This is a genomic window from Chryseobacterium sp. CBo1, assembly GCF_001693475.1.
Taxonomy (GTDB): domain Bacteria; phylum Bacteroidota; class Bacteroidia; order Flavobacteriales; family Weeksellaceae; genus Chryseobacterium; species Chryseobacterium formosense.
Map to the genome: position 1 here is coordinate 38371 of NZ_MAUH01000013.1, position 15917 is coordinate 54287.

Consider the following 15917-nt stretch of genomic DNA (forward strand, 5'->3'; position numbering starts at 1 on the left):
TGTAATATTTTACTTTAAACCTGAATGAATTTAATTGATAATGATTAATTCATTAAAGTCATTCAAAAAAAGTAAATGTCATGAAAAAGTTATTTATATCAACAATTTTATTGATGGGTTTATCAGCAACGGCATACGCGCAACAACGTCCGCCTGCACCACCGCATCCTTCGAAAACGCAATTATACAACAGTAAACTGAGTGAATTAAATAAAAGGTATAATGCAGAAAAGAAAATGATTTTAAATCATCCTGTTGCAACTAAGAAAATGAAACAGGATCAGCTTAGAGCATTAAATGAAAGATACCAGAATGAAAAACGTTTGCTGAGAACTGCTAAATAGATATTGAAAATATTATTAAAGTGAAAATTTCAATATCTGTTCAGTTTTATGAGATTTTTAAATTAAAATAAAATTTATTGAAAGAGAATGCTTTTTGTGTTCTCTTTTTTGTTTATAATTAAATAAAAATGGTGATTATTATGCATCACCTCACGAATTATCAGAAACGTGGTGCATCCAATATTTTTCCTTAAATTCGCATAAAAATTTTAAACTAATGAATTACGATATTATTGTTATCGGGAGTGGTCCTGGTGGATATGTTACTGCAATCAGAGCGGCACAGTTGGGTTTCAAAACTGCAATTATCGAGAAAGAAAATTTAGGTGGAATTTGCCTCAACTGGGGATGTATTCCGACTAAAGCTTTGTTGAAGTCGGCTCAGGTTTTTCATTATATTAATCATGCAGAAGATTACGGTTTGAATAAAGTGGAAGCTAGTTTTGAGTTTCCAAACGTAATTCAGAGAAGCCGTGGTGTTGCCTCTAAAATGAGCAAAGGGATTGAATTCTTGATGAAAAAGAATAAAATCGACGTTATTTTAGGAACGGCAAAAGTACAAAAAGGTAAAAAAGTTTCTGTTACAGATAAAGACGGGAAAGTAACTGAATATACAGGTACTCACATCATTATCGCAACTGGAGCTCGTTCAAGAGAATTACCAAACTTGCCACAAGATGGTAAAAAAGTAATCGGATACAGACAGGCATTATCTCTTCCTGAGCAACCAAAATCTATGATTGTTGTAGGTTCTGGAGCGATCGGAGTTGAGTTTGCTGATTTCTATAACACAATGGGCACAAAAGTAACTGTTGTTGAATTTATGCCAAACATCGTTCCTGTGGAGGATGAAGACGTTTCTAAGCACTTAGAAAAATCTTTGAAAAAATCAGGGATCGAAATTATGGTAAATGCTTCTGTAGAAAGCGTAGATACAAGCGGAGAAGGCGTAAAAGCGACTGTAAAAACAGCAAAAGGAAACATCGTTCTTGAAGCTGATATTTTACTTTCAGCTGTTGGAATCGCTGCAAACATCGAGAACATTGGTCTTGAAGAAGTGGGAATTCAGACAGATAAAGGCAGAGTTTTGGTAAACGAATGGTACGAAACTTCAGTTCCGGGATATTACGCAATCGGAGATTTGATCCCGACTCAGGCTTTAGCTCACGTTGCTTCTGCTGAAGGGATTACTTGTGTTGAAAAAATCAAAGGAATGCACGTTGAGAAAATTGACTATGGCAATATTCCTGGATGTACGTATTGTCACCCTGAAGTTGCTTCTGTTGGTCTTACAGAAAAGCAGGCTAAAGAAAAAGGATACGAAATCAAAGTTGGTAAATTCCCTCTTTCTGCAAGTGGAAAAGCTACTGCAAACGGAAATACAGATGGTTTCGTTAAAGTAATTTTCGATGCTAAATACGGTGAGTGGTTAGGTTGCCACATGATCGGAGAAGGGGTTACCGATATGGTTGCTGAAGCTGTTGTTGCTAGAAAATTAGAAACGACTGGTCACGAGATCATCAAGTCAATTCACCCGCACCCAACGGTTTCTGAAGCGATTATGGAAGCTGCTGCTGCTGCTTATGGAGAAGTAATTCATATTTAATTTTTCACTTTGTCAAAGTTGAAAATCTTTGACAAAGTTTAACAATATCAAAACCACAGATTCTGTCTGTGGTTTTTCTTTTTGTAAGATGATTTTTTTGATTTTATTTCACTTATTTTCTTAATTTTATTCGCTTAATAAAAATACAAATTAAAATAAATTATGTTTAAGAAATTAGCTGCAGAAGCATTAGGATTGGGAGACATCGGTAAGATCATTCCTTCTCAGGATTATGACAAAGTAGACTCTGATGATTATATTTTGTCGGAAGACAATGAGAAAATTTTCTTCTTGATTAAATCTAAAAGAGACGAATATTGTTTTACCAACAGAGCTTTGATTCATATCGATGGGGCCAGTGCGATTGACAGAAAAAGAATTTTAAGAAGATACGAATATTATCAGTTTCCTTTTTCGAATGTAGTTTTGCAGACTGCCGGAACAATCGATTTAGATGTTGAAATCTCATTCAATATCGGAAATATTCCTTTGATGATCAGTGTTGCAAAAGGTCAGGTTGATCAGTTGAAAGACTTGTACAAAGCACTTTTGGCAATTCAGCAGGAAGTTCATCACAATCATTCATTACTGAATTTTTCTAATGACAGCATCCAGAAAGCAATTGGCAGTGTGGCATCGGGAAAGCAGGAAAATGTTTCGAAAAGTCAGGAACTAAAGGCCATCAACGAATATATTTTCGCCTGGAACACCAATAGTTTTGATCGATATACCCAAAAAGATTTCTCCAAAATTTTTGAAAAATATATTAATAATTAAGATTCAATAATTTATATGTTAGAACCACAGATTTTTTCTGTGGTTTTTTGTTTTAAAACAATTAACAAAATATTTAGAATAATTAAATACCATATTATAGGAGGTTTTCTTACATTTATTCAATGAACTTTGAAAAAACAGGATTGGTTTTATCGGGCGGCGGAACCAAAGGTATTGCTCATGCAGGAGTATTAAAATTCCTAAGCGAACAGAATATTGATATCGATATTCTGGCTTGTTGTAGTGCCGGTTCTATTGTAGGTTGTCTTTATGCAATTGGCAAAAAACCTGAAGAGATTTTAGATTTCTTTCAGTCAGTGTACTTTTTCAATTGGAAACATTTTGCATTCAATCAGCCTGGTTTGGTCTCTTCAGTTATTTTTAATAACTATCTGAAACCTATTTTTCATGATATGAAAATTGGGGATTTAGATAAGGAAGTAAAAATTGTTGCTACAGAATTGGTTGGCGGAACGGAGAAAATTTTTGATAAGGACTTCCTTGTTACTGATGCAATCATCGCTTCATGTTCCATTCCGGGAATTACGACACCTTATATTTTGGGCGAGGAAATGTATTGTGATGGAGGTGTTCTGAACAATTTTCCTGCAGATATTATTCGTGATGATTGTGATAAACTGATTGGCATTTTTGTTTCGCCTCCCCATGATATTAAAATCAACGATTTAAAATCGATTAAAGCCATTGTTTCCAGATCTTATGATCTACTGTCATATCGCATCGAAAAGGTTAAATTTGAGTATTGTGACTGGTTTATTTCGTCTCAGGATTTATCGAGCTACGGAACTTTTGAAAGAAAAAAAGACCGGTTAGAACAAATTTTCAATATCGGATATCGTGCAGCTAAAGAAAGCTTTGCAGAAAGCAATTATTTTACACAACTGAAACAATTAGGCTCATAAAGAAAAAACTCTCACTTTTAAAGCGAGAGTTTGATATTTAATTTTTAACGATTTGCGCATCCTGATTGACGATTGTTTTACCGTTTTGATCGATAACAACTAATGTGTAAGGTGCTTTTTTCGCTGAGGCAGTAAGGTAATTTCTCCAAACCTGATAAATTGTTCCATTATTATTAAATTCAAAATAATAATTTCCTCCTGATCCGTCCGGAATCAATTCTCCGTTACTGATAATCATAGCTGGTTTTGCCGTAATTTTCGTATTGGCTCCCCAAGATTGATACAGGTAGTTTCCATTGGGTTGTTTATCAATTCTTACTTTAAATTTTTTAGTTTTAATAATAACCGATTTTGGAACGTTCTGAAAATATCCCGTTCCGTTATCTTTAATAGGATTGGGCGTAAAATCGTTCGCTGAAATCAGAGAAAACTGAGCAATACATAAAGTTCCTAATAATAATTTCTTAATCATTTTATTTGTTTTAAAATTATAAAAGGGGAATCAAATTTAGAGCCAACCGAAATATTAAAAATTATTTCTTTTGATTTGCAATGATAATATTTTCTATTTCTTTTTTATCTATGTTATTTTCAAGTAAGAATCCTCCATCTTTTATAATTTCCTTTTCATACTGCCATTTTTCCCAATTATAGATATAAAATTTAGTATGAGAAATTAAAACTTCTTTTCTTTCCACAGAATCGCTGTAATTTAAAGTAGCTTTTTTCTTTTTAACAATATAAATTGGAATAGAATTTTTTAGATAGATTGTTGTTTTGGAGAAGTTGTTATCATATAAATACCAGTAATGTTTTAAAACAACTTTTATAGGTTTTTCTTTATCATTTTGAATTTCATCAGCCGAGGTTACTTGATGTTCATCAGTAGAGTGACCTGGTTGGAAAATGTGAAAATCTTCTTCATCAGCATTGGTTTTGCTATTAATAAAATTAACCTCGCTAATAATTTCTTGCTTGGTAATTTGAGCATTAAAAATATTTGTTGAAGAAAAAAAATATAATAAAATTAAAGAAAAATAAGATTTTAAATTCATTTTATTATGATTTTGAAAATTAATGCTTCGTCTCAATTTCAACCTTAACGCTAACCTCAAAATTCTGGGTATAATGCGCAAAAGCTTCTTCCAGACTGCTAAATTTCCCTTTAAACTCATCGATATTGCAATCCTGAAGAATATTTCCTTTGTGAATAAGAATCACGCGGCTACAAAGCGCCTCAACTTCCTGCATGATGTGTGTAGAAAGCAAAACCGTCTTTTCTTTGCCGATTTCTTTAACCACATTTCTGATTTCAAGAATCTGATTCGGGTCTAATCCGTTTGTAGGCTCATCCAGGATCAACAAATCCGGGTGATGAATAATTGCCTGTGCTAAACCAACCCTTTGCTTGTAACCTTTAGAAAGCTGTCCTATTTTTTTCGATTTTTCGGGAGTAATTCCGACCAGTTCAATCACTTCATCTACTCTGGCTTCAGAAATTTTGTGAATATTGGCTACAAACTGAAGATATTCTTTCACATACATTTCAAGGTAAAGCGGATTGTTTTCAGGCAGGAAACCGATCTTTTTCTTGCTTTCAATCTCGTTTTCTGTAATGTTTTTTCCGTTAAAAATAATTTCACCTTCATCGATTTTCAATGCCCCAACAATAGATTTCATCAAAGTCGATTTCCCTGCTCCGTTCGGTCCCAAAAGCCCGATGATTTCACTTTTATCAATATTGATATTGATCGTATTAAGAGCAGTCTGCTCACCAAATTTCTTTGTTAAATTGATTACCTGAAGAGACATAAAATGAAATATTTTGGCAAAAATAGAAATAAAAAAACTCATTCGGTAAGAATGAGTTGATATATGTTTAAAAAACAGAATTTATTTTCTCTTTTTTGTAGTTTTAGCCGGAGTTTTTGATGAAGCCGGAGTTTGGTTTGTATTATTATACTGAGTCTGTGTTGCTGTATTGTTTACAGGATTTACAGGCACTTGCTTCACGGCAGCTTTATAAAGAGCAGCTTTCGGAGTTCCGATCCCAAAAATTTTGTCGATTTGCTTTTTATTCAAAAACTGAGATTTACCAACATATTTTTTATTCTTGTTGATGTACTGAATAAACTGTACTGTCGGTTGGCCGTAGTTTCTTTCATACTGAAGCTCGATGATGTCATTGGGAAGTTCTAAAGAAATATTTCCTGCAGGCTGATCGATAAAACCGTCGGTAATCATTTTATAAAGTTCCTGTACATCACCATTCATATCATTGAATGAGAATGACCTGAACGTATTGAGATTACTCGTATTAATATCCTGATAATTGAAAGTGAACTTATTATCTTTTTTATATAATCCGACAGAATTATCTTTTCCTATTTCGACTAAAGTTTCGTTTTTCAGGACTTTAATCTGCGAAAATACAGATATTCCGAAAAAACAGGTAAGAAGTAAAATTATCTTTCTCATGTGATTTTTTGTTTAATACTTTGGTTGGTAATGCTAATTTACAGATAAAAATAACAAACACCAATTTTTTTATTGAGGCAAAAATAACGTTTTTTTTCAATTTACCTTTTTGATTGTTATGCTGTTCGTAACATTATTATGATTAAAAACTATTATAGAAATGATTTAAAAAAAGGGTATATGTCAAAATTTTGTATTTATGTTTGTTACTTATTGAAAGATTATCAAAGGATTAGCGTTTTTTATTGTAAATAAATTTTTCAGAATTGGTATTTTCTTTATAAAGGTAATGTGGTACTGATTTTGCGCTGATTCTTCACTATAAATATAATTTGCTGAATAATAGTCGCTTGTTTATTTTTAGCTTTTGTATAATTTTAATAAAAATTTAATATTTAAAAAAAATAATATTATGGTCTGATATTATTTAATTCAGGATAAAAATTTAAACATATCATGAAAAAAACAATTTTATTGATCATATTAATCGTACTTGGTGCATGCAATAAAGCCAATGAAAACCCGAAGGATTTGGCTTTAAACAAAAGCAAATTATTGCCAAAAGCAAACTCTGCAGAACCTGTAAGAAAAATTTCAACAGATGAAGCAAAAAGAATGGCTGAAAAACAATTTCAAAAATATCTGCCCAAAATACTCGATTCCCATAATGCATATTTGGATAGTCAGGATACATTTACAGGAGATTTTACCGGTGACGGAACTGATGATGTCTTGATTTATTTTTCTCTCGCTCCCAAAGAAGGTGGAAACACTATTGTTGGGCAAGGTTTGGTTTTATATAAGAATACCGGAACTAATATTAAAGTTATTGGAGGGTACGAACCTGATTATTTGTTTAATTTTAAAAAAATAAATAGCGGTAAAATCTACGTTGAAAAATTAGAATATGCCGAAACAGACGGAAGATGCTGCCCATCTATCAGAACAGAGCATCAGCTTACCATTTCCGGAACTAAAATTTATTAAGGAAATACCAAAAAACACCAATTGCATATGAAAAATCTGATAGGAGCTGCTGTATCGCTAATAATCTTTATAAGCTGTGAAGGCAAACAAAAGTCTTCAAAATATGAAAATATCGAAGTTCCAAATAATCAATCAGCTCTTGAAATGGAACATATAGATTCTGCTGAAGCAAAAAAAATTCTTGAAACTCCTGTTATCAGATATCAAAATTCAATAAATGGTTATCAATTCAACCTGCCATTCAATTACAGAATTAATTTTATTGATTCAGGAAATGATTCGGGGAGCTATTATCAATTTCAATGGAAAATTAATGACAAATTTTCAATAGACAGTAATGCAAAAGGATTCAAGCGTTTTTCTGTTTCCAATTTTATACCTTATATTCCTTCAGGCGCAGGTGAAGGCGATTTTTTTGTTGTACCCGATCTTCATTCGGCTCAATTAAAAATTTCTGATGTTCTCAAAACAGCTGATGAAACTTTTTTTACGGATCATAACACTGCGATCATTAAACTGGATGGTAGAGTAAGAGCATTCTTTTTTGAATATCTTCCAAAATCAAAAGAATATCTGATCTATCTGAGCAATACACCTTTTTGGAACAAAAAGCCAAAGCCAACATCCGAAGAAGAATTAAACCAATTGCTTCACCAATTGAGAATGGCTAAAAGTATAATGAAACCTATTGGCAATCAAAATAAAGACTGGAATTCTTATAAAAATCAACTTTCAATTTTAGAAAAAGATTTTTTCAATACAATAAATACTGAAACGAAAAACGCATTTTCTACAGATGCCAATTTAAAAGTTTATGCTCCTGCAGATCAGGGAAATTTTGAATATTATACGGTTTTTAAAAATAATCAAGAACTTAAAGCGGTTTGGGCAAAACTTCAGTCTGTACCTAAAAACGGAGTAATTTCTATAACTGAAGGTGATAAAATGTTTCAATATCTGTCGGAAAACAATTTCAGATTTTTTTACAACTCCAATTATAAGGTGATAGATAAAAATACTTCGAGTGCAATATTTAAAAGGGATTCCGAAGATTCATTCTGTTTGATAACCCAAAATAAACAATTTTTCATTTTTAAAACATTCCCGGCTCTTACAACAATGAGTAAAGATTATTATAAAAATGAGATTGAATTTTACAAAGAACTATTCGAAAACTATAATTAAAAGGCGTTTACTTGAAAGAATAAAACGTGTTTTTTAGTTGATAAACCAAATTTCAAACCGGCTTCCTTGTTCCAAAGGTTTATAATTGAGATAACCTTTATGGGCTTCGATAATACTTTTACTCAGCGTCAAACCAATTCCGGAACCGCCACTTCTCGTCGTAAAAAACGGTAGAAAAATCTTATCCTGAATTTCCTTTTGAATTCCGATTCCATTGTCTTCTACACTTAGAATGACACGGTTATTTTGAGTTTTTATTTCTGTTTTAATCGTTCTTTCAACATTATCAGAAACGGCGTAAATGGCGTTGAGATAAAGATTGATCAGACAACGTTCAATCATTTTTTCATCTGCTAAAACCACTAGATTTTCTAATGAATTAATGATCTTAATTTGTTTTTTGTCAAATTCAGGTTTCAGAAAACTGAGTGCAGATTCTACAATTTTATGTAAAGGAACGGTTTGAAAAACGGGTTTTGGGAGCTCTGCAACTTGCCTGTAATCATCTACAAAATTCAATAATTGTTTCGATTTTGAATTGATAATCATCAGACTTTCTTTCATGTCTTGTTGATCTTCTTTTTCGATGGTTTCCTGATTGGCAATATACTCAAGGTTTTGAATTAAGCTGTTCACAGGAGTCAATGTATTCAAAAGTTCGTGAGAAATTACTTTCATCAGGTTGTTCCACGCCAGTTTTTCTTTTTGTTCAATAATTTTCTGAACCGATTCTAAACTGATGATGCAAAAACGATGTTTCGCATTCTGAACTTTTTTGGTTCTGAGAGAAAATGACTGTTTCGTATTTTCATTAATTGAAATATCAAAAAATTCCTGAGAGTTTTCGTAGCGTGTTTGTTGGATAATTTTATAAAAATCCGGAGCTTTATTTTCATAAAGATTCCAGGAATTGTATTTCGGAATCTGCAAAATTTCCAAACAGACAGGGTTCACATAAAAAATATCCCAATGATTATTTTTTTCGGTTAAAATCATCAAACCAATTTCCAGTTGATTTAAAATTTCTTCATACAGAAGTTTGTAGGAAGACTGCGAAAGATGTTCTTCTTTGCTTTGATAATAAAGTTTAACGGCATTATCGGCCAAACTGTTTTCTTCAGATTTCGGAAATAATGAAAAATCCTTTTTCTGAATTGCCAAAAGCAGTTTTTCCGTTTTCTGAATATAAGACAAAGCTGAATTTTGAGCCAAAAAAATACAGAGCAAACTTATCAATGAAAACAAAACACAATTAATCCATTTGTTGTGAGAATAAAAATCAAACGCAAAAATCCCACTGACGATGGCCAAAAGAATAAATATGATCCAGAATATTTGTTGTTTTTTCATTTTGTACTCTTTCTTTAAAGCCTTGTTAAGGCTAATAATCGGATTTTAACATCCATCAACCAAAAACTATCAACCAATTTACAACTCAAACTTCTCCATTCTTCTGTACAACGCTGCTCTCGATAAGCCTAAATCTTCTGCAGCCGAAGAAATATTTCCTCGGTGTTTTTTCAAGGCTTTTTTAATCAATATTTCTTCCATTTCTTCAAGATTCAGATTGATCATTGTACTTTCAGATTCTTCAGGTTGTGGCATCAGCAATTTAAGATTTTTCTCATTGGAAAGAATCACGCTTCTTTCGATGCAATGGTCGAGTTCACGGATATTTCCCGGCCAGGAATAATGCGTTAATTCTGAAATTAAAACTTCATTTAAAGCCAAATCAGGTTTGTGATATTTCTGTTTGTATTTATCCAGAAAATATTCGGATAGATTCGAAATATCCTCTAAGCGTTCTTTCAAGCTCGGAATATTTAATTCTACCGTATTGATTCTATAATACAAATCTTTTCGGAAACGGTTTTCTGCAACGGCTTTTTTAAGATTCTCGTTGGTTGCAAAAATAAACCTCACATCCAATAGTCGCTCTTTGCTTTCTCCGATTCTCGACAGTTTTCTGTTTTGAATCAAACTCAATAATTTAGTCTGAAGATGAAGCGGAAGATTCCCGATTTCGTCAAGAAAAACGGTTCCGTTTTCGGCGTTTTCAATTTTTCCGGCGTAATCCTGATGCGCATCGGTAAAGGCTCCTTTTTTATACCCGAATAATTCGGCCTCAAAAAGATTTTCCGAAAGACTTCCCAAATCGATATGAACAAAAGGCTGGTTTTTTCTTTCCGATAATTCATGAATATGCTCTGCCAAAACATATTTTCCGGTTCCGTTTTCGCCGAGAAGCAGAACATTCGCGTCAGTCGGAGCGACTCTTGTGATTTGTTCCATCACATCTTTCATCTCAAAAGACTGCGTTTCCAATTGATATTGATTGGCTTTGATGCTGATATTTTCCCACTGATTTAGTTTTTTATTTTTTCGGGAAATATCGACGGCGAGATTCACAGAAGCATACAATTTTTCGTTATTCCAGGGTTTTAGAATAAAATCGGACGCGCCATTTTTTAAAGCTTCAACAGCCAATTCCACTTCGCCATAAGCGGTCATCAGAATAATCGGAAGCTGAGGTTCCAAAGTTTTGATTTCCTGCATCCAATATAAGCCGTCTTGTCCGTTTTCAAAACCTTTTCGGAAATTCATATCGAGAAGAACTGTGTCAACTTGCTGTTCGGATAAAAATTTCAGAATATTTTTTGGCTGACTGAGGCAACTTACTTCTGTGAAAAACTTCTTGAGCCAGACTCTCGCCGAAAACAAAATATCCTCGTCATCATCAACAATTAAAATATGAGCTTCTTTTTTTCGCATTTTTTTATTTGGTTGTCAGTTGACAGTTTTTGGTTGGTGGTTATGATTGTAGCACTTTAGAAAAAATTTAAAAACAATCAACTAACACCCGACAACCATCAACTAAATTTGTCCATTTTCGCACAAAAAGTGTCCGATAATGAACAGTTTTAAAATTAATTAAATTTTCTTTAATCACATTTACAATGCGTTATAGATTCATAAACCTCTGGCAAGTGTATTGTGTAATTGTTTGTAAATAAATTGGTTATCTACAATATGGATACGAAAATAGTAAAAAAGAAATCTAAATTAAAATTTGTCCTAATTATATTTACTTCTGTTTTGGCAGTTTCAGTTTTTGGATGGTATTTTCTTAATCAGAAAAAAACATACAATGTAAAGTCAGAAGATATTACAGTTGAAGAAGTGACGAAAGGGAAATTCGAAGATATGCTGATGGTCACTGCACAGACGCAATCACTCAATTCTTCTTTGGTAAATGTTCTGGAAGGTGGTGCTGTAAAAGAAATTTTTGCAGAAGACGGTCAGATACTAATAAAAGGACAACCCATTGCAAGAGTTTACAACCCGAATACAGAATTCAATTACCTGAATCAGGAAACGGGAATTATGCAACAGATCAGCCAGATGAGAAGTTCGCTTTTGGAATTAAAAAATCAGGAATTCAATCAGGATAAAGAATTACTGCAGTCTCAGAATGACTATAATACGGCGTTGCAAACTTTTAATCTTCAAAAAAGATTGTATGATGCAGAAATCGGAAAGAAAACTGATTATGATATTGCATTTCAGAATTTGAATTATCAAAAAGACAGAAAACAAATCGTGGAAAAAGGCGCTTATAATGAGAAAATTTCGAGAAATTCCCAGTTTGCAGCAATAAACAGCTCAATTGACCAAATGGAAAAAAGTTTAAATATCCTCCGTTCCAACAAAAACAATTTCCTGATTATGTCGCCTGCTTCTGGGAGATTGTCATCATTTAATATTTCTCTAGGACAGAATTTAACGACAGGAGAAAGTGTCGGGAAAATTGATTTGATGGGCGGTTACAAACTGGTAGCAAAAGTAGACGAATATTATATTAATAAATTAACCAACGGCATCAAAGGAAGTTTAGATAATAACGGAAAAGAATATGAAGTCATTATCACCAAAATTCTTCCGGAAGTGAAAGACGGACAATTTTCTGTGGAACTGAATTTCATTGACGCAAAAATTTCAACTCTGAAAATAGGGATGACTTTCGGAGTGAAACTGAAATTATCAGCCGACACGCAAAGTATGATGATTCCGAAAGGAAATTTCTACAAAGACACGAACGGAAAATGGATCTTTGTAGTGAAAGGCAACAAGGCAGCAAAACGGAATATCAGTTTAGGAAGAGAAAATCCTCTTTACTATGAAGTAGTTTCCGGATTGAAACAAGGAGAATCTGTGATTACTTCAGATTATACCGAACTGAAAAAATACGAGATATTAGATATTAAAAAATAAATTTTTAACAGTTAATTTTAAAATTAAATAATACACTTTAAATAAAAAAAAATAGCAAAATGATCAATATTCAAAACCTTTCAAAAGTATATAAAACAGAAGATGTTCAAACCAACGCACTTAATAATGTGAGCCTGCAAATCAAAGAAGGCGAATTTGTTGCGATAATGGGACCTTCCGGTTGTGGAAAATCGACTTTTCTTAATATTCTTGGACTTTTGGACAGTGCTTCCTCAGGTTCTTACCAATTTGAATCGACTGAAACAATCGGAACTTCTGAAAAGAAAAAATCTGACATCCGAAAGAAAAACATCGGTTTTATTTTTCAGAATTTTAATCTGATTGATGAACTTACAGTTTATGAAAATATCGAATTACCATTGATTTACAACGGTATTTCTTCCTCAGAAAGAAAAAGAAGAGTAGAAGAGATTATGGAGAAAATTAATATTTCTCATAGAGCAAAGCATTATCCGCAACAGCTTTCCGGAGGTCAGCAACAAAGAGCGGCTGTTGCAAGAGCTTTGGTTACCCGTCCAAAATTAATTCTTGCCGATGAGCCAACCGGAAACCTGGACAGCTCAAACGGAAATGAGGTAATGAATCTTCTTGCGGAACTTCACAGAGAAGGTTCTACGATCGCAATGGTAACGCATTCTTCCTACGATGCAGGTTATGCTTCCAGAATTGTGAATATGAAAGATGGTGAAATCTTTTCCGAAGAACATTCTTCCCAAAGAAAAGATGTTTTCGAAAAGGCTGATTCTAAGAACTTTGAGTAAAAAAAGAGGGAAACGGGACGATCGGAGCAGGAAGTTATTGAACGCAATAATTTAAACATCCAGCTTTCATCATCCAGCTTCCAACCTAAAAAACTACAATTATGCTAAAAAACTGGCTCAAAATTGCCTTCATCAATTATAAAAAGAACTGGCTTTCCACCATCATCAATTTGTTTGGATTAACCATCGGTCTTACAGGATTTATGCTCATTCTCATGCATTGGAATGACGAAGAATCCTACGAAAAATGGAACCCGAAGAAGAACCAAATCTATGGAATTCAGAGTTATTATAAAAAAGATAAAGGGTACGGAAGCAATATCTCTATCCCTATGGCAGAACGCGCTGCAAAGCTGATTCCGGAAGTGAAAGATTTTGTTCTTTTTAATTCGTCCGGAATGGGTTTCAAGATGACAACAAAAAACAAAACGGTTTATCAGCAAGAAGGATTAGCAACATCCGAAAATTTCTTCAATTTTTTTCCATTTAAATTAATTTCAGGAAGTTTTAAAAATGCTCTTAAAAGCGAAAATGCAGTTGCTCTTTCTACAACTTCAGCCAAAAATGTTTTTGGAAGAACCAATGTTGCGGGAGAAAGCCTGAAATTTAATGGTAAAAATTATATCGTAACTGCAGTTTATGAATTACCGAAGGAAAACAGTCTCATAAAACCTGAATTTATTATTCTGGCTTATGAACAGATGAAAAATGACAAAGAAGCTTGGGGAAGTTTTAATTACGGATGTTTTTTTATGTTGAAAAAAGATGCCGATTTAGTTGCTGTGCAAAATAAATTGGTAAAAGAAGTTTTCGAATAAAGAGCAAAAATCAATGAGGAAGGTTCTGGTGTTACCGTTGATAAATATATGGAATTATATGGTCCGAATAGTTGTGAGCTGATACCATTAGACAAATTAAAACTTCATGCAAAAGCTTATTGGTTCGGAAATGGCGATTTACAAACAATGATGATTTTGCTAACGCTTTCTATTCTGATTGTTGTTCTGTCAGCTATAAATTTTATTAATCTAAAAACAGCACAAGCTTCTCAGCGTGCCAAAGAAATCGGTGTAAGAAAAGCCATAGGAAGTACAAAATCGAGTTTGGTTTTTCAATTTTTATTGGAAGCGTTTATCATTTGTTTTGCATCATATCTTCTTTCTTTGGCTTTAGCAGAGCTTCTTCTGCCAAGTTTCAATAAGTTTTATGACAAAGAAATCGTGATGAATGACTGGCATATTTACTTTTATTCTTTCTCGATGGTTTTGGCGGTTACCTTGATTTCCGGATTAATTCCGGCAATGTATTTATCGAACTTCAAAGCTATTGAAACTTTAAAAGGAAATTTTGCAAGAAGCAAAAACGGGATTTGGTTGAGAAATGGAATCTTGACCTTGCAATTAATGATTTCTTCATTTTTCATTATTGGAGGTTTGGTTGTAAACTCACAAGTGAAACATATGATGGATAAAGACCTTGGTTTTAGTGGAAAGCAAATATTGTACGTTAATTTTAGTGAGAATGTAGAAAAACCCTGGCTGAAATATGAACGCTTGAAAAATGAGTTAAGTAAAATTGAAGGTATTGAAAGTGTTTCTTTCGGAGAAGCGGTTCCGGGAAGTGGCAGATTCAGTAATTCAAATGTAGATTTTAGAGATAAAAGCATCAATGCCCAGCACGGTTCTATGGATTTTGATTATCTCCAGTTTATGAATGTAAAATTGAAAAAAGGCCGCTGGCTGAATCCTAATTTAGCCTCCGATACAATTGCAAATGTTATAGCAAATGAAGCTTTTGTGAAAAAATTCGGATGGACAGATGATGAAGCTTTGAAAAATGAAATTCGTCCCGGTTTTGATAGCAAACCTTATCATATTGTAGGAATTGTGAACGATTTTAATATGTGGAGCCCGAAAACGGCAGTGGAACCCATCACATTTTTCCACTACAAAGAAACTACCTGGAAAAGATTTGGTGTGTATAATATTCAATTGAAGTTGAAAGCAGATGATATTGATGCAACGGTAAAAAGAATCAAAAAATATTGGCAAGAAAAAGCAGAACCGGGTTATCCTTTTGATTCCTATTTTATTGATAAAAAATTTGCCGAGAGTTTTGTTAAATACCAAAAACAGCAAACATTGTTCACTATTCTTAACGCAATGGTTTTGATGGTAGCCTTACTTGGGTTATTCGCATTATCATCATTAATGATCGAACAGAAACTGAAAGATGTTGCCATTAGAAAAACTTTAGGAGCATCAGACAAAGCTTTAATTATTGGATTAACAAAACAATTCCTTTGGATTACGCTGATTGCTGTTTTAATAAGCATTCCGATCAGTTATTATCTGATGAACGAGTGGCTGAAAGATTTTGCTTACCGAATTGATATGCCTGTTCTTCCTTTCGTTCTGAGTCTTATTTTATTATTAATTCTCACTTTCGCTGTTGTCAGTATAAAAGCGTATCAAGCATCAAAAGTGAATCTTGTGAAATATCTGAAATACGAATAAACTGTTGCTCATTGTTTGTTGATAGTTGATAGGAAATTCTTACAACT

General features: G+C 33.1%; 16 protein-coding genes. 10 read left to right on the forward strand and 6 right to left on the reverse strand.

All coding sequences use genetic code 11. From position 1 onward, the window contains the following. The first annotated feature begins 80 nt into the window (after positions 1–80). The 4 genes from BA768_RS09785 (at position 81) to BA768_RS09800 (ending at position 3650) form a co-directional block, all read left to right on the forward strand. Positions 81–344, forward strand: coding sequence for a hypothetical protein (locus BA768_RS09785; RefSeq protein ID WP_065720589.1), 264 nt, complete (start codon positions 81–83; stop codon positions 342–344). A gap of 217 nt (positions 345–561) precedes the next feature. Next, entirely contained in the window at positions 562–1950 is a 1389-nt protein-coding gene (lpdA, locus tag BA768_RS09790; RefSeq protein WP_034674789.1) for a dihydrolipoyl dehydrogenase, read from the forward strand. Between the two features lie 162 nt (positions 1951–2112). Continuing rightward, a complete protein-coding gene (locus BA768_RS09795; protein ID WP_065720590.1) occupies positions 2113–2727 on the forward strand; it encodes a PH domain-containing protein in 615 nt (204 codons plus the stop codon). A 122-nt stretch (positions 2728–2849) separates the two neighbouring features. After that, positions 2850–3650, forward strand: coding sequence for a patatin-like phospholipase family protein (locus tag BA768_RS09800; protein ID WP_065720591.1), 801 nt, complete (start codon positions 2850–2852; stop codon positions 3648–3650). Between the two features lie 37 nt (positions 3651–3687). On the opposite strand, the gene BA768_RS09805 is transcribed toward BA768_RS09800, so the two are convergent. The 4 genes from BA768_RS09805 to BA768_RS09820 all read right to left on the reverse strand — a co-directional run bounded on the left by BA768_RS09805 (position 3688) and on the right by BA768_RS09820 (position 6128). Continuing rightward, on the reverse strand, positions 3688–4122 hold the full coding sequence (locus BA768_RS09805) for a hypothetical protein (RefSeq protein WP_065720592.1): 435 nt from the start codon (positions 4120–4122) through the stop codon (positions 3688–3690). Between the two features lie 61 nt (positions 4123–4183). Next, the gene (locus BA768_RS09810; RefSeq protein ID WP_065720593.1) at positions 4184–4705 is read right to left on the reverse strand and encodes a hypothetical protein; all 522 of its coding nucleotides are present in this window, start codon (positions 4703–4705) and stop codon (positions 4184–4186) included. A 19-nt stretch (positions 4706–4724) separates the two neighbouring features. Further along, positions 4725–5462: an ABC transporter ATP-binding protein gene (locus BA768_RS09815; RefSeq protein ID WP_065720594.1), complete on the reverse strand. Its 738-nt coding sequence runs from the start codon at positions 5460–5462 to the stop codon at positions 4725–4727. An 81-nt stretch (positions 5463–5543) separates the two neighbouring features. Beyond that, positions 5544–6128, reverse strand: coding sequence for a hypothetical protein (locus tag BA768_RS09820; RefSeq protein WP_034674796.1), 585 nt, complete (start codon positions 6126–6128; stop codon positions 5544–5546). Positions 6129–6584: 456 nt separating this feature from the next. Between BA768_RS09820 and BA768_RS09825 the strand changes: the two genes are divergently transcribed. Next, entirely contained in the window at positions 6585–7115 is a 531-nt protein-coding gene (locus tag BA768_RS09825) for an integrin alpha (protein WP_065720595.1), read from the forward strand. A 27-nt stretch (positions 7116–7142) separates the two neighbouring features. After that, positions 7143–8300: a hypothetical protein gene (locus BA768_RS09830; protein ID WP_065720596.1), complete on the forward strand. Its 1158-nt coding sequence runs from the start codon at positions 7143–7145 to the stop codon at positions 8298–8300. Positions 8301–8333: 33 nt separating this feature from the next. On the opposite strand, the gene BA768_RS09835 is transcribed toward BA768_RS09830, so the two are convergent. Both BA768_RS09835 and BA768_RS09840 read right to left on the reverse strand, forming a co-directional pair. Then, a complete protein-coding gene (locus BA768_RS09835; protein ID WP_065720597.1) occupies positions 8334–9650 on the reverse strand; it encodes a sensor histidine kinase in 1317 nt (438 codons plus the stop codon). A gap of 78 nt (positions 9651–9728) precedes the next feature. Then, the gene (locus BA768_RS09840) at positions 9729–11072 is read right to left on the reverse strand and encodes a sigma-54-dependent transcriptional regulator (protein ID WP_065720598.1); all 1344 of its coding nucleotides are present in this window, start codon (positions 11070–11072) and stop codon (positions 9729–9731) included. A gap of 258 nt (positions 11073–11330) precedes the next feature. Between BA768_RS09840 and BA768_RS09845 the strand changes: the two genes are divergently transcribed. The 4 genes from BA768_RS09845 to BA768_RS09855 all read left to right on the forward strand — a co-directional run bounded on the left by BA768_RS09845 (position 11331) and on the right by BA768_RS09855 (position 15870). Continuing rightward, on the forward strand, positions 11331–12572 hold the full coding sequence (locus BA768_RS09845) for an efflux RND transporter periplasmic adaptor subunit (protein ID WP_065720599.1): 1242 nt from the start codon (positions 11331–11333) through the stop codon (positions 12570–12572). A 59-nt stretch (positions 12573–12631) separates the two neighbouring features. Further along, entirely contained in the window at positions 12632–13354 is a 723-nt protein-coding gene (locus BA768_RS09850) for an ABC transporter ATP-binding protein (RefSeq protein ID WP_065720600.1), read from the forward strand. A 101-nt stretch (positions 13355–13455) separates the two neighbouring features. After that, positions 13456–14172, forward strand: a complete 717-nt coding sequence (locus tag BA768_RS21470) for an ABC transporter permease (RefSeq protein WP_228388363.1) — start codon at positions 13456–13458, stop codon at positions 14170–14172. Positions 14173–14220: 48 nt separating this feature from the next. Beyond that, complete coding sequence (locus tag BA768_RS09855; RefSeq protein WP_228388365.1) at positions 14221–15870, forward strand: ABC transporter permease; 1650 nt, start codon at positions 14221–14223, stop codon at positions 15868–15870. Positions 15871–15917: the final 47 nt, after the last annotated feature.

Excerpts from the sequence above, each read along its gene's own strand:
- BA768_RS09825 (WP_065720595.1), top strand. The coding sequence starts at position 6,585 with ATGAAAAAAACAATTTTATTGATCATATTAATCGTACTTGGTGCATGC.
- BA768_RS09795 (WP_065720590.1), top strand. The coding sequence starts at position 2,113 with ATGTTTAAGAAATTAGCTGCAGAAGCATTAGGATTGGGAGACATCGGT.
- BA768_RS09840 (WP_065720598.1), bottom strand. The coding sequence starts at position 11,072 with ATGCGAAAAAAAGAAGCTCATATTTTAATTGTTGATGATGACGAGGAT.
- BA768_RS09820 (WP_034674796.1), bottom strand. The coding sequence starts at position 6,128 with ATGAGAAAGATAATTTTACTTCTTACCTGTTTTTTCGGAATATCTGTA.
- BA768_RS09810 (WP_065720593.1), bottom strand. The coding sequence starts at position 4,705 with ATGAATTTAAAATCTTATTTTTCTTTAATTTTATTATATTTTTTTTCT.
- BA768_RS09805 (WP_065720592.1), bottom strand. The coding sequence starts at position 4,122 with ATGATTAAGAAATTATTATTAGGAACTTTATGTATTGCTCAGTTTTCT.
- BA768_RS09845 (WP_065720599.1), top strand. The coding sequence starts at position 11,331 with ATGGATACGAAAATAGTAAAAAAGAAATCTAAATTAAAATTTGTCCTA.
- BA768_RS21470 (WP_228388363.1), top strand. The coding sequence starts at position 13,456 with ATGCTAAAAAACTGGCTCAAAATTGCCTTCATCAATTATAAAAAGAAC.
- BA768_RS09855 (WP_228388365.1), top strand. The coding sequence starts at position 14,221 with ATGGAATTATATGGTCCGAATAGTTGTGAGCTGATACCATTAGACAAA.
- BA768_RS09850 (WP_065720600.1), top strand. The coding sequence starts at position 12,632 with ATGATCAATATTCAAAACCTTTCAAAAGTATATAAAACAGAAGATGTT.
- lpdA (WP_034674789.1), top strand. The coding sequence starts at position 562 with ATGAATTACGATATTATTGTTATCGGGAGTGGTCCTGGTGGATATGTT.
- BA768_RS09815 (WP_065720594.1), bottom strand. The coding sequence starts at position 5,462 with ATGTCTCTTCAGGTAATCAATTTAACAAAGAAATTTGGTGAGCAGACT.
- BA768_RS09830 (WP_065720596.1), top strand. The coding sequence starts at position 7,143 with ATGAAAAATCTGATAGGAGCTGCTGTATCGCTAATAATCTTTATAAGC.
- BA768_RS09800 (WP_065720591.1), top strand. The coding sequence starts at position 2,850 with ATGAACTTTGAAAAAACAGGATTGGTTTTATCGGGCGGCGGAACCAAA.
- BA768_RS09835 (WP_065720597.1), bottom strand. The coding sequence starts at position 9,650 with ATGAAAAAACAACAAATATTCTGGATCATATTTATTCTTTTGGCCATC.
- BA768_RS09785 (WP_065720589.1), top strand. The coding sequence starts at position 81 with ATGAAAAAGTTATTTATATCAACAATTTTATTGATGGGTTTATCAGCA.